Raw genomic sequence first — 12,370 nt, 5'->3', positions numbered from 1 at the left:
TGATAGGTTAGGGACTGTGTTGTTCCGATTTGATCAATCAATTTGATTTAATCAGCTTGCGTTGGCGATCGTCAATCGGAAGAAGGAATTATTGCGGGCCCGGCAACGGCCCGTGTGCCAGGCGCCACGAAGGGGTCGTTACCCCGCTGCAAGTGGGAGATACAACTTGCGGTGAGTAATGTCGTGATATCGGTTAGATCGGCTTTGCCGCGTCCGGATGGGCAGCCTTGAATGCCGGCAGTGCGTTGCACGCGTCGACAATGCGTGCGACGCGAGGAAACGCCGACATTTCGATACCCCAGCGACGGGCGTTGTAGACCTGCGGCACCAGGCAGAAATCGGCCATCGTCAGTGTGTCTCCAAATGTGTAGCGACCGGTCGTCGGCTCATCGAGCATCTGTTCCACCGCGTGCAGTCCGCTGCCGATGAACCTGGTCATCCACTCGGCTCGGGCGCCCTCCTCGCCAGTCAGGTGAGCGACGTGCGAGACGACATTGAGGTTGCAGATCGGATGAATGTCCATGGCAACGGCGTAAGACAGCGCCCTCACCCGCTGCCGCCCCACGGCGGTATCGGGCAGGAACCCGCTTTCGGGATAGGTCTCGGAAAGGTATTCGATGATGGCCAGGGATTGGGTGAGCGTGCGTCCGCCGATGCGCAAGGTGGGGACCAGACCCTGGGGATTGATTTTCAGGTAGTCAGGATCCTTGTGCGCCAAGGCAAGCAGGTCGATCGGGACGGTCTCGAAGGCAAGCCCCAGCACATGAAGCGCGATGCGGACCCGGTAGCTGGCCGAGGAGCGCCAGTAGTCGTAAAGCACGATCCCGGTCATTGCCGCTCGTCCCCGGCGTAGCGTCGTACGGTCTGCTCGATCGCGCCAAAAATCGATGCACCGTGCTTGTCCTTCATCTCGATGCGAACCCTGTCGCCGAAGTGCAGGTAGGGCGTTTTGGGGCCTCCGTGCTCAATGGTCTCGATCATTCTGATCTCGGCGATGCAGGAATAGCCGTCTCCGCCCTCAACGATCGGCTTGCCGGGGCCGCCGTCACGCTTGTTGGAAACCGTGCCCGAACCGATGATCGAGCCTGCCGCCAGCGGTCGTGTTTTCGCCGCGTGCGAAACGAGCTGTCCGAAGTCGAACGTCATGTCTCTGCCGGCGTTGGCGCGGCCAAACGGAATGCCGTTCAAGCTGACGAGCAATGGAAGATGGACCCTGCCGTCCTTCCAGGCGTCGCCGAGTTCGTCCACTGTGACGGCGACGGGCGAGAAAGACGACGAGGGTTTCGACTGGAAGAAGCCGAATCCCTTGGCGAGCTCATCGGGAATGAGACCGCGCAGCGACACGTCGTTCACGAGCATCACGAGCCGGATTGCTTCATGTGCCTGCCGAGACGTTGCGCCCATCGCAACGTCATCGACGATAACGGCAACCTCGCCTTCCATATCGATGCCGAAGCGTTCATCGGCGGCAAGGATCGGGTCGCAAGGGGCGAGAAAGTTGTCGGAGCCGCCCTGGTACATCAGGGGATCGGTCCAGAATGTCGTCGGCATGGCGGCATTCCGGGCCCTTCGCACCAGCTCGACATGGTTGACGTAGGCCGATCCGTCCGCCCACTGGTAGGCGCGTGGCAGTGGGGAATGCACATGGCGCGGATCAAAGGGCTCGGATGGCACTGAGCCGGCTTCGAGGCTTTCGGCGAGGCGGGTAAGTTTTGGCGCGGTTGCCGGCCAGTCGTCCAGCGCTGCCTGCAGGGTGCGGGCGACCTCGCCCGCATCGGCAAACTGCGTCAGGTCACGGGTGACGACGATCAGCCGGCCGTCGCGCGAACCGTCTTTGAGCGTGGCAAGTTTCATGTGATCCTCCGCGTTCGAGCCTACTTGATGCCAGGCGTCCCATCGAAACGGCGCTCCAGACCGTCCCAGCAATCAATATAGTCATCCTGCAGCGTCTCCAGTTCTGCGGCGTATCTTGTCAGCTGCTGCGGGAAGCGCGTCTCGAACATGAACGCCATCGTGTGATCGAGCTTGACCGGTTTCAGCTCGGAGTTGGACGCTTTTTCAAAGCCGGAGGCATCCGGCCCATGTGGCAGCATCATGTTGTGCAGGCTCATCCCGCCTGGGACGAAGCCCTTTTCCTTGGCGTCGTATTGTCCATGGATCAGCCCCATGAACTCGCTCATGATGTTGCGGTGATACCACGGCGGTCGGAACGTGTGCTCGGCAACGAGCCAGCGGGGCGGAAAGATCACGAAGTCGACATTTGCCGTCCCTTCTTCGCCACTCGGCGCTGTCAGGACCGTGAAAATCGACGGGTCCGGGTGATCGAAGAGAATGGCCCCGACCGGGGAGAAAGTCCTCAGGTCATATTTGAACGGGATGTAGTTTCCGTGCCAGGCGACGACGTCGAGCGGCGAGTGATCGATCTCGGTCACATAGAACTTGCCGCACCATTTCACATGCACGCGGCACGCTGTCTCCTTGTCCTCGAAGGCGGCGACCGGCGTCTTGAAGTCGCGGGCGTTCGCCAGGCAGTTGGCGCCGATCGGTCCACGATCCGGCATGGTGAACTTCGCTCCGTAGTTTTCGCAGATGTAGCCGCGCCACTCGGGCCCGTCGCCGAGACGTGAAACCTTGAACATCATCCCACGGGGGATGAGGCAGATTTCCGCCGGTTCGATCTCCATGACGCCCATCTCGGTGAAGACGCTGACGGCGCCAAGTTGCGGAACAATGAGCAGTTCCCCGTCGGCATTGAAGAAATAGTCATCCACCATGTCCGCATTGAAGGCATAGGCATGCGCGGCCATCCCGACCTGGGTCATGACGTCGCCGGCTGCCGTCATCGTGCGGATTCCGGCAAGGAAGTCGGCGCTTACCATTGGAGCCGGGATGGGGTCCCAGCGCAATTGACCAAGTGGCAGGGAGTGATCGTCGAGACATGGCGCCGATTTCCAGAAGGGGTAGCTCGCATTGGCGAAGCGGCGCGTGTGGCGAACGCTTGGCCTGATGCGATAGAGCCAGGAACGCTCGTTCGTTCCTCTCGGAGCCGTGAATGGCGAGCCGGACAGCTGCTCGGCATAAAGGCCATAGCTGCATTTTTGCGGGCTGTTCTGGCCCTGCGGCAATGCCCCTGGCAGCGCCTCCGTCTCGAAGTCGTTGCCGAACCCCGGCATATAGGCCAGCTTGCTGGTCCCCGCCCGCGCACGGGAACCTGGTGCTTCGGTGGTGTCCATGCTTGCGTCTCCTCCATCTATATAGTTACAAACGTAACCGTCGATTTTGTAACTATCAAGGAGCAGCCATGGAGAGTGGATTTGAGCTCGACGGCTTCATTCCCTACCGGCTCAATCGGGCGTCGGAACTCATCAGCCTGTCATTCGCGCGCCAGTACAAGCAGGAGTTCGATCTGACCCGGCCCGAATGGCGCACGCTCGCCGCACTCGGCAGTGTCGGCGTGATGACGGCAAAGGACATCGGCGCCCATTCACACATGCACAAGACCAAGGTGAGCCGGGCCGTCCATGCGCTTGAGCAGCGCCATTGGCTGAAGAGAATTCCGAGCTATACAGACAGACGTTTCGAAGAGATCGAACTCACGGCGCTCGGGCGCGAATACTACCGCAGGATCACAGTCCTTGCGCACAAGTACCAGGAGACGGTGTGCCTGAAGCTTGGCGAAGAGGCGATCCGCCACCTCGACCTCGCGCTTTCGGCGATCGAGGCTTCCGCAGGACTGCGGCGCAAATCGAAATGAATCTATGAGCCGCTGAGCGGGTAGCCTTCGAAGTGCTTCAACGTGTTGAGCACGATCGAGGTTTTCACGTGCTGGACGGATTCGTGCGGCAACAGAACGTCGTTGACGAACCGCGAAAGGCCCGACAGGCCGCGCGTCGCGACTTTCAGGTGATAGTCCATCTCGCCCGTCAGCGCATAGGCCTCCAGGACCTCTGGCAGGCCGTTGACCAATTGCTGAAAGCGGCGGGCATTGTCGCGATTATGGGTTGCCAGCGTGACCGAGATGACGACCAGCAGATTGAGCCCCAGCCTGTCCGGATCGAGATTTGCCTGATAGCCGCGAATGAAGCCCTCTGCCTCCAACCGCGTTCGCCGTCGCGAGCATTGGGAGGCCGAGAGGCTGATGCGTTCGGACAGTTCGATATTGGTCAACCGTCCGTCTCTTTGAAGTTCGGCGAGGATCTTCAGGTCGAAACCATCCAGCTGCTCAGACATTGTACGACTATCTCGTCCTATGCACATTCCGTGCGGATAATTGGTCATAAGCCACCACAATGCAAGCACATTGCACAAGAACAGGTCCACAATTTGCATCCAACTGGCTACTGCCTGAGGAGGAAAAAATGGGCCCCTATCCGCACGACGCACCGCCGTCTCAGATCACCGTTGACAATCCTGCCGGCACGGACGGGTTCGAGTTTGTCGAATTCGCACATCCAGCGCCCGAGAAGCTGGCGGAACTGTTCGACCGTATGGGATATCGCGCCGTCGCCAGGCACAAGAGCAGGAACATCACGGTCTGGCGTCAGGGCGACATCAACTACATCGTCAATGCCGAGCCGGGCAGCCATGCCATGCGCTTCGTCGAGGATCATGGGCCCTGCGCGCCGTCGATGGCGTGGCGTGTCGTCGATGCCAAGCATGCCTTCGACCATGCCGTTGCCAGGGGCGCGACACCCTACGAGGGCAAGGACAAGACCCTCGACGTGCCAGCGATCGTCGGCATTGGCGGCTCGCTTCTCTACTTCGTGGAGCGCTACGGCGCAAAGGGCTCGGCTTATGATCTCGAGTTCGACTGGCTGGCCGAGCGTGATCCCCGGCCCAAGGGCGTCGGCTTCTTCTATCTCGACCACCTGACCCATAACGTCTATCGCGGCAACATGGACAAGTGGTGGGACTTCTATCGCGAACTCTTCAACTTCAAGCAGATCCACTTCTTCAATATTGACGGCCGGATCACCGGGTTGATGAGCCGTGCAATCACCTCTCCCTGTGGCAAGATCCGTATTCCTCTGAATGAATCGAAGGACGAGACCAGCCAGATCGAGGAGTATCTGAAGAAGTACAGAGGCGAAGGCATCCAGCACATTGCCGTCGGAACCGACGCCATCTACGAGGCGACCGACAAGCTTGCCGAAAACGGCCTGCGCTTCATGCCGGGTCCTCCGGAGACCTACTACGATATGTCACGCGAGCGCGTTCATGGACATGACGAGCCGATCGAAAGAATGGCCAGGCATGGCATCCTGATCGACGGCGAAGGCGTGCTCGACGGCGGCACGACGAAGATCCTGCTGCAGATCTTCTCGAAGACGGTGATTGGTCCGATCTTTTTCGAGTTTATCCAGCGCAAGGGCGACGAAGGTTTCGGCGAAGGCAACTTCCGGGCGCTTTTCGAATCGATCGAAGCCGACCAGATACGCCGCGGTGTCATCAAGCCCGCTGCCGCATAGCGGAAATGAACTTGTGAATTAGTGGCCGTCGGGGGCAACAGCCTCCGGCGGCACTGTTTCCAGCAGGTTCTTGCGATGGAAGATGAACAGGCCGGCGACGACGATGATCGTGCCACCTGAGATCACATAGAGATCCGGAACGTCGCCGAAGAACAGATATCCGAGCGCAATCGCCCAGATCAGAAGGCTGTATTGCAGCGGCGCCAGCAGGGATGCCGGGGCGAGCTTCAGCGAACGTGTGATCAGAAGGTGCGCACAGGATGCAACGACGCCGAGGGCGAGCATGCCGGTGAGTTCGACCGGGGTTGTTGGCTGCCAGGCGCCGATGGAAAGTATCGCCCCGACGACGAGTGCGGCGACCATCTGCCAGGTAACAAGGGTCGTGTCACTGGTGCTGCGGAGGTATCGGTTGAGCACCAGGGCCATTGAAAAGGACAGGCTGCCGACAATGCCGAAAAGCGAGGGCAGCGACAGCATCGCCGAGGACGGACGCAGCGCGATCACCACGCCGCAGAAGCCGACGAAGACCGCAAGCCAACGGCGCCAGCCAATCCGTTCGTTGAGGAAGAAATGCGACAGCGCGGCGACATAGATAGGTCCGGCCATGTAGAAGGTCATGACGTCAGCGAGCGGCAGGTAGGCGACGGCAGCGTAAAACAGGCCGACATCGAGTGTTGCAAAGAGCACGCGAAGAAACTGCAGCCCCTTCTGCTCTACCCTGAACAGTTGGGCTGGGCCCTGCCTGGCAATCAGGGGTCCCAGGATGATGAAGCATCCGAACGAGCGGATCAGCAACACCTGGCCGACAGAGAAGCTCGTCACGAGCCACTTGCCCATCGCGTCATTGAGTGCGAAGAGAAAGTCCCCGAGAAGCATCAGAACAACGCCCAGTAGCACGAAGTTCTTGAGGCCGGTCGCGGTAGGCTGCGGTTGCATGTCGGAATTCCTGTTGCCGGTCGCCGCATCGCGGCAGCCGGCGGCGTCGCGCATATCAGCGGGAGTGTCAAGCCACGGCAGAGGGCTATTCGGTCTTGCCCCGCAGCATTTCGATGATTGCAGAGAAATCGCGCGCGCCATTCCCCTGCTTCTCAAAAAGCGCATAGAGCTGGGAAGCTTCGGCGCCGAGCGGCGTCGAGGCGCCGGTCGACAGTGCCGCCTCCTGCGACAGGCGCAGGTCCTTCAGCATCAGTGCGGCCGCAAAACCAGGCTTGTAGTCATTGTTCGCGGGCGATGTCGGAACCGGTCCCGGGACAGGGCAATAGGTGCTGATCGACCAGCATTGTCCCGACGAGGTCGAGGCGACGTCGAACAGCGCCTGATGCGAAAGACCGAGCTTTTCGCCAAGCGCGAAAGCTTCGCAGACGCCGATCATCGAGATGCCAAGGATCATGTTGTTGCAGATCTTCGCTGCCTGCCCTGCGCCCGCGTCCCCGCAATGGACGATTTTCCTACCCATGGCTTCGAGGACCGGCTTTGCCTTCGCAAACGCCTCGTCCGATCCGCCGGCCATGAAGGTCAGTGTGCCGGAAGCTGCCCCGCCGGTGCCGCCGGAAACAGGAGCATCGAGGGAAAGGCAACCGGCATTGCTTGCCATTACGTGCGCCTTGCGGGCGCTGTCGACATCAATCGTCGAACTATCGATGACAAGCGTCCCGGCGGGGATGGAGCGAAGGATGTCAGTCCAGGCGCTGAGCACATGCTTGCCCTGCGGCAGCATCGTCACGACGATCTCGGCGTTTGAAACAGCCTGGCTGATATGGCCTGCCGCCTTCACGCCGTGCTCTTCCGCAGCCTGCAGGACGGGGGCGGCGAGGTCAAAACCGGTGACGTCATGGCCAGCCTTGACGAGGTTGGCGGCCATCGGCCCGCCCATGTTGCCAAGCCCGATAAATGCAATCCGTGCCATGCCGTTCTCCTATCTGTTGTCCGCCAGGATCATCGCAGCTGCCTTTTCGGCAATCATGATCGTCGGCGAATTGGTATTGCCCGACGTGATGGCCGGCATCACGGAGGCGTCTGCAATCCGGAGCTTCGCCAACGCCCGGAACCTGAGGCGAGGATCGACGACACTTTCGCGATCGGAACCCATCCGGCATGTTCCGACAGGGTGGAAAATCGTCGTGCCAATATCCCCGGCTGCCTGCGCCAGTTCCGCGTCTCTTTGGTAATTCGGGCCAGGCCTGAACTCCTCGGGCCGGAACCGCGCAAAGGACGGCTGCGCGACGATCTTCCGCGTCATGCGTATCGCGCGAATAGCTATGTCGCGATCTCGTTCGGTCGAGAGATAGTTCGGACTGATCGTCGGCTGGAGAGCAAAATCCGGGCTCGCCACATGGACCGAACCGCGACTTTCGGGTCTGAGGTTACAGACGCTCGCGGTGATGGCAGGGAATGGGTGAACTGGATCGCCGAACTTGTCGAGCGACACCGGCTGTACATGGTATTGAAGGTCCGGTGTCTCCTTGTCGGGGCCGGAGCGGGTGAAGATGCCAAGCTGGCTTGGCGCCATTGCCATCGGCCCGGAACGTCTGATCAGATATTCCAGGCCGATCTGAGCCTTGCCGATGAACCTTGTTGCCTTCTCGTTCAGCGTCGCAACGCCGGTGACCTTGTAGACCATACGAAGCTGCAGGTGGTCCTGAAGGTTCTCGCCGATGCCTTTTACCTCGGCAATGACCTCCACGCCCGCGCGTCTCAGCACCTCGCCTTGGCCCAGACCGGACAGCTCCAGGATGTGTGGCGAACCGATCGCGCCCGCAGCGAGGATCGTTTCCCTCGTCGCGTAGGCGCGCTTGGTAGTGCCCGCATGCTGATAGTCGACGCCCGTGACAGCGCCCTCCTCGATGACAAGCCGGCGCGCCTGCGCCTTCGTCAGAACCGTCAGATTGCCTCGCCGCATGGCCGGGCGCAGGAAGGCCTTGGTCGTATTCCAGCGAATGCCGGACCGCTGGTTGACGTCGAAGTAGCCTGATCCCTCGTTGTCGCCGGTGTTGAAGTCGGGCGTTTCCGGAATGCCGGCCTCACTGGCGGCGGCCTGGAACGCATCGAGTACCGCCCAGCGAACGCGGGCTTTTTCCACCCGCCACTCGCCGCCTGTTCCATGCATCTCGGTCTCGCCGCGATAGTAGTCCTCCGATTTGCGGAAGAACGGAAGCACGTCGTCCCAGCTCCAGCCCGAGCACCCCATCTGCCGCCAGAGATCATAGTCGCGTGCCTGGCCGCGCATGTAGATCATACCGTTTATCGAGGATGAGCCGCCGAGCACCTTGCCGCGCGGATAATTGAGGGCGCGCCCGTTCAATCCTTGCTGCGGAACCGTCGTGAAGCACCAATCGGTGCGCGGGTTGTTGATGCAATAGAGATAGCCGACAGGAATATGGATCCAGTGGTAATTGTCGCTGCCACCGGCCTCCAGCAGCAGAACGCGCGTGTTGTGATCTTCGGACAGCCGGTTGGCGAGAACGCAGCCGGCGCTGCCGGCACCAATGATGATGTAGTCAAAGCGATCCATGCAAATGCCACCCCGCAGGTTAGCGGCGGTAGACGAAGCCAAGCTTCCGACCGAGACGCGACGCATAAAACTCGCCGATGATGCCGCGGCGGAAGATCAGCACGCATACCATGAACACGATGCCCGTGATGATCGTCACCGGGAATTCCGATGTTGCAAGGTAGTTTTCCAGCGTGACGACAAGGCCCGCGCCAAACAGCGGACCGATCAAGGTACCAATACCGCCAAGCAGGGTCATCAGGATCACCTCGCCCGACATCTGCCAGGCGACATCGGTCAAGGTCGCGAACTGGAAGACGAGGGATTTTACTGCCCCGGCCAGGCCCGCGAGTGCCGCCGACATAACGAAGGCGCCCAGCTTGTAGCGCGCGACGGAATAACCGAGCGATATCGCCCGCTGCTCGTTCTCGCGGATCGATTTCAGGATCATGCCGAACGGCGAATTGATGAAGCGCCAGATAATCAGGATGCCGACGACGAAGACGGCCAGCACGAAATAATACATGTTGGTCGAACTATTGAGATCGAGGACGCCGAACAGCTGACCGCGCGGCACGGACTGGATACCGTCCTCGCCATGCGTGAACGCCGCTTGCAGGCAGAAGAAGAAGAACATTTGCGAGAGGGCAAGCGTAATCATCGCGAAATAAATACCCTGACGGCGGATTGCGAAGAAACCCATGACGAGGCCGAGGACGGCAGCACCTGCGACGCCGACCAGGATGCCGAGCTCCGGCGAAAACCCCCATTCCTTCACGGCATGGGCGGTAAAATAGGCCGCCCCGCCGAAGAAGGTCGCATGACCGAACGACAGCAGGCCGGTATAGCCGAGCAGCAGGTTGAAGGCGCAGGCAAACAGCGCAAAGCACAAGAGCTTCATCAGGAAAATCGGGTAGAAGAAGAACGGCGCCAATAGCAGGAGCAGCAGGCCGATGATCAGGAATGCCGCCTGTACCGATAGCGCGGTGCGGCTTTTTTCCGGACGGATGGTTTCGGTGATCTCTGTCATCGTCAGGCATCCCGGCCGAAGAGGCCCGCGGGCCTGATGAGAAGAACAATTGCCATGATGACGAAGATCACGATGTTGGACGCCTCCGGATAGAAGACCTTGGTCAGGCCTTCCGCGATGCCGAGTACATAACCGGTGATGATCGCGCCCATGATCGAGCCCATGCCACCAACCACGACGACGGCGAACACGACGATGATCATGCTGGAGCCCATCAACGGCGACACCTGATAGATCGGCGCGGCCAGTACACCCGCAAAGGCTGCAAGACCGGCTCCAAGTGCGTAGGTCAATGTCAGGAGAACCGGCACGTTGACGCCGAATGCCTGGACGAGCGTTGCATTCTCGGTGGCGGCCCTGAGATAGGCGCCGAGCTTTGTCTTCTCGATCAGGAGCCAGGTGCCGAGACAGACCACAAGCGACACGACGACCACCCAGCCGCGATAGATCGGCAGGAACATGAAGCCGAGATTGACGGCGCCGGTGAGCGCAGCGGGTTGCGCGTAGGGTTGGCCGGATGAGCCGTAGAGGTAACGGAAGGTGCCTTCGACCGTCAGGGCAAGACCGAATGTGAAGAGCAGCCCGTAGAGTGGGTCCAGATCATAGAGCCGACGGAGGAACAAGCGTTCGATCACCGCGCCGGCCAATCCGACGATCACGGGGGCAAGGATCAGCGATGGCCAGTAACCTATGCCGGCATAGGCAAGCAAAAGGTAGGCGGCGAAGGCGCCGAGCATGTATTGCGCGCCGTGCGCGAAATTGATGACGCGCAACAGGCCGAAAATGATGGCGAGCCCGAGGCTCAAGAGCGCATAGAAAGAGCCGTTGATCAGACCGATCAGCAACTGGCCCATGAACGCCTGCAGGGGAATGCCGAAGATCATTGTCATTCAGATCACACTCCCAGAACCTTGTGCAGCGTATCCATCCTCTGGGGCAACTCGCCCACCGGGAACTCCGAAACCATCTGCCCGTGATCCATAAGATAGAAGCGATCGGCGATCCGGCTAGCGAAACGGAAATTCTGCTCGACAAGCAGGATCGTCATGCCCCGCTCCTTCAATTGCCTCAGCACTTCGCCGATGCGCTGGACGATGACGGGCGCCAGCCCCTCCGTGGGTTCGTCGAGCAGGAGCATGCGAACACCGGTGCGCAAAATGCGGGCGATTGCCAGCATTTGCTGCTCACCGCCCGACAGCTTCGTGCCCGCACTGTTGCGGCGCTCGTAAAGGTTTGGAAACAGCTCGTAGATCTCCTCGACCGTCATGCCGCCCGAGGCAACGACTGGCGGCAGCAGCAGATTCTCGGACACCGTCAACGTCGAGAATATGCCGCGCTCCTCCGGCACGAAGCCGATACCGCGATGCGCCGTCTTGTGTAACGGCACCTGCATCATGTCCTTACCTGCGAATGTCAGCTTGCCTTTGCGGGTGCGGACGATGCCGGTGATGGTGCGCAGCGTCGTCGTCTTTCCAACGCCGTTGCGGCCAAGAATGGTAACCGTCTCACCCTCGCCGACACGCATGTCGACACCGTGCAGGATGTGGCTTTCGCCGTACCAGGCGTTGAGCCCCTGGACGTCCAGAAGTGTCGCCATCAGCCCTCCTCCGTGCCCATGTAGGCTTGGCGAACCCGCTCATCGGCGCTGACGGTCGCATAGTCGCCTTCGGCAAGGATTTCGCCACGCTGCAGCACGGTCACATGCTGGCAGATGTTGGCGACGACGGACAGATTGTGCTCGACCATCAGGACGGCGCGGTCGCGCGCCACCTCGCGGATCAGAGCGGAGACGACGCCGACATCCTCGTGCCCCATGCCGGCCATCGGTTCGTCGAGTAGGAGCACTCTTGGATCAAGTGCCAAGGTCGTTGCGATCTCAAGGACACGCTTGCGGCCATAGGAAAGATCGGCGGCGATGGCGTCGCGCTCCTTGAAAAGGCCGACCTTCGCAAGCAGCTGTTCGGCGCGATCGTTCAATGCGTCGAGTGCTGATAGTGGGCGCCAGAATTGCGTTGACAGCTTGTTGGGCCGTTGCAGCGCCACCCGCACATTGTCGAGAACGCTGAGATGTGGAAACACGGCCGAGATCTGGAATGATCGCACCAACCCCATGCGCGCCACCTTGTCGGGTGCCGTTCTGGTGATATCCGTACCCATCAGCGTGATTGTGCCCGATGTCGGCTGCAGGAACTTCGTCAGCAGGTTGAATACCGTCGTCTTTCCCGCGCCGTTGGGGCCGATCAGGGCATGCACGCTCGCGTCATGGACGTCGAGATCCACATTCTTGACGGCAGTGAAGCCGCCGAAGTCACGACGCAGGCCGCGAGCGGAAAGGACCACCCGCGGCATAGCGTTCGATTGGGTCGCGGAAACCGCCATCGC

General features: G+C 60.5%; 13 protein-coding genes. 2 read left to right on the top strand and 11 right to left on the bottom strand.

The window, feature by feature from the left end; all coding sequences use genetic code 11:
- Positions 1-193: 193 nt before the first annotated feature.
- From maiA to hmgA, 3 genes are read right to left on the bottom strand one after another with little or no spacing between them, the layout of a single operon-like run.
- Complete coding sequence (gene maiA, locus AC1DPR_RS05680) at positions 194-832, bottom strand: maleylacetoacetate isomerase (protein WP_477815841.1); 639 nt, start codon at positions 830-832, stop codon at positions 194-196.
- Entirely contained in the window at positions 829-1,854 is a 1,026-nt protein-coding gene (locus tag AC1DPR_RS05675) for a fumarylacetoacetate hydrolase family protein (protein WP_477815840.1), read from the bottom strand. The genes maiA and AC1DPR_RS05675 overlap by 4 nt, the downstream gene beginning before the upstream one ends.
- A 20-nt stretch (positions 1,855-1,874) precedes the next feature.
- Positions 1,875-3,233 (bottom strand): homogentisate 1,2-dioxygenase, encoded by a 1,359-nt coding sequence (gene hmgA / locus AC1DPR_RS05670; RefSeq protein WP_477815839.1) that lies wholly within the window; start codon positions 3,231-3,233, stop codon positions 1,875-1,877.
- A 68-nt stretch (positions 3,234-3,301) separates the two neighbouring features.
- Between hmgA and AC1DPR_RS05665 the strand changes: the two genes are divergently transcribed.
- Positions 3,302-3,754: a MarR family winged helix-turn-helix transcriptional regulator gene (locus AC1DPR_RS05665; RefSeq protein WP_018855473.1), complete on the top strand. Its 453-nt coding sequence runs from the start codon at positions 3,302-3,304 to the stop codon at positions 3,752-3,754.
- A gap of 2 nt (positions 3,755-3,756) precedes the next feature.
- On the opposite strand, the gene AC1DPR_RS05660 is transcribed toward AC1DPR_RS05665, so the two are convergent.
- The gene (locus AC1DPR_RS05660) at positions 3,757-4,230 is read right to left on the bottom strand and encodes an Lrp/AsnC family transcriptional regulator (protein WP_025658357.1); all 474 of its coding nucleotides are present in this window, start codon (positions 4,228-4,230) and stop codon (positions 3,757-3,759) included.
- A 128-nt stretch (positions 4,231-4,358) separates the two neighbouring features.
- Between AC1DPR_RS05660 and hppD the strand changes: the two genes are divergently transcribed.
- A complete protein-coding gene (hppD, locus tag AC1DPR_RS05655) occupies positions 4,359-5,468 on the top strand; it encodes a 4-hydroxyphenylpyruvate dioxygenase (protein WP_018855471.1) in 1,110 nt (369 codons plus the stop codon).
- Positions 5,469-5,486: 18 nt separating this feature from the next.
- Here the strand turns inward: hppD and AC1DPR_RS05650 are convergent, their stop codons facing one another.
- The 7 genes from AC1DPR_RS05650 to AC1DPR_RS05620 all read right to left on the bottom strand — a co-directional run bounded on the left by AC1DPR_RS05650 (position 5,487) and on the right by AC1DPR_RS05620 (position 12,367).
- On the bottom strand, positions 5,487-6,404 hold the full coding sequence (locus AC1DPR_RS05650) for a DMT family transporter (RefSeq protein ID WP_477815838.1): 918 nt from the start codon (positions 6,402-6,404) through the stop codon (positions 5,487-5,489).
- An 85-nt stretch (positions 6,405-6,489) separates the two neighbouring features.
- Entirely contained in the window at positions 6,490-7,374 is an 885-nt protein-coding gene (mmsB, locus tag AC1DPR_RS05645) for a 3-hydroxyisobutyrate dehydrogenase (protein WP_477815837.1), read from the bottom strand.
- 9 nt (positions 7,375-7,383) lie between these two features.
- Entirely contained in the window at positions 7,384-8,979 is a 1,596-nt protein-coding gene (locus tag AC1DPR_RS05640) for a GMC family oxidoreductase (RefSeq protein WP_477815836.1), read from the bottom strand.
- 19 nt (positions 8,980-8,998) lie between these two features.
- A complete protein-coding gene (locus AC1DPR_RS05635; protein ID WP_025658352.1) occupies positions 8,999-9,988 on the bottom strand; it encodes a branched-chain amino acid ABC transporter permease in 990 nt (329 codons plus the stop codon).
- 2 nt (positions 9,989-9,990) lie between these two features.
- Positions 9,991-10,878: a branched-chain amino acid ABC transporter permease gene (locus AC1DPR_RS05630; protein WP_018855466.1), complete on the bottom strand. Its 888-nt coding sequence runs from the start codon at positions 10,876-10,878 to the stop codon at positions 9,991-9,993.
- A gap of 5 nt (positions 10,879-10,883) precedes the next feature.
- Positions 10,884-11,585 (bottom strand): ABC transporter ATP-binding protein, encoded by a 702-nt coding sequence (locus AC1DPR_RS05625; RefSeq protein ID WP_018855465.1) that lies wholly within the window; start codon positions 11,583-11,585, stop codon positions 10,884-10,886.
- A complete protein-coding gene (locus AC1DPR_RS05620) occupies positions 11,585-12,367 on the bottom strand; it encodes an ABC transporter ATP-binding protein (RefSeq protein WP_018855464.1) in 783 nt (260 codons plus the stop codon). The genes AC1DPR_RS05625 and AC1DPR_RS05620 overlap by 1 nt, the downstream gene beginning before the upstream one ends.
- Positions 12,368-12,370: the final 3 nt, after the last annotated feature.

The organism is Rhizobium sp. 01T417, from assembly GCF_056398905.1.
The sequence above is the reverse complement of the archived record's forward strand: the minus strand, read 5'-3'. Positions and strand labels throughout refer to the sequence as shown.

Excerpts from the sequence above, each read along its gene's own strand:
- AC1DPR_RS05665 (WP_018855473.1), top strand. The coding sequence starts at position 3,302 with ATGGAGAGTGGATTTGAGCTCGACGGCTTCATTCCCTACCGGCTCAAT.
- mmsB (WP_477815837.1), bottom strand. The coding sequence starts at position 7,374 with ATGGCACGGATTGCATTTATCGGGCTTGGCAACATGGGCGGGCCGATG.
- maiA (WP_477815841.1), bottom strand. The coding sequence starts at position 832 with ATGACCGGGATCGTGCTTTACGACTACTGGCGCTCCTCGGCCAGCTAC.
- hmgA (WP_477815839.1), bottom strand. The coding sequence starts at position 3,233 with ATGGACACCACCGAAGCACCAGGTTCCCGTGCGCGGGCGGGGACCAGC.
- AC1DPR_RS05650 (WP_477815838.1), bottom strand. The coding sequence starts at position 6,404 with ATGCAACCGCAGCCTACCGCGACCGGCCTCAAGAACTTCGTGCTACTG.
- AC1DPR_RS05675 (WP_477815840.1), bottom strand. The coding sequence starts at position 1,854 with ATGAAACTTGCCACGCTCAAAGACGGTTCGCGCGACGGCCGGCTGATC.
- AC1DPR_RS05620 (WP_018855464.1), bottom strand. The coding sequence starts at position 12,367 with ATGGCGGTTTCCGCGACCCAATCGAACGCTATGCCGCGGGTGGTCCTT.
- AC1DPR_RS05635 (WP_025658352.1), bottom strand. The coding sequence starts at position 9,988 with ATGACAGAGATCACCGAAACCATCCGTCCGGAAAAAAGCCGCACCGCG.
- AC1DPR_RS05630 (WP_018855466.1), bottom strand. The coding sequence starts at position 10,878 with ATGACAATGATCTTCGGCATTCCCCTGCAGGCGTTCATGGGCCAGTTG.
- hppD (WP_018855471.1), top strand. The coding sequence starts at position 4,359 with ATGGGCCCCTATCCGCACGACGCACCGCCGTCTCAGATCACCGTTGAC.
- AC1DPR_RS05640 (WP_477815836.1), bottom strand. The coding sequence starts at position 8,979 with ATGGATCGCTTTGACTACATCATCATTGGTGCCGGCAGCGCCGGCTGC.
- AC1DPR_RS05660 (WP_025658357.1), bottom strand. The coding sequence starts at position 4,230 with ATGTCTGAGCAGCTGGATGGTTTCGACCTGAAGATCCTCGCCGAACTT.
- AC1DPR_RS05625 (WP_018855465.1), bottom strand. The coding sequence starts at position 11,585 with ATGGCGACACTTCTGGACGTCCAGGGGCTCAACGCCTGGTACGGCGAA.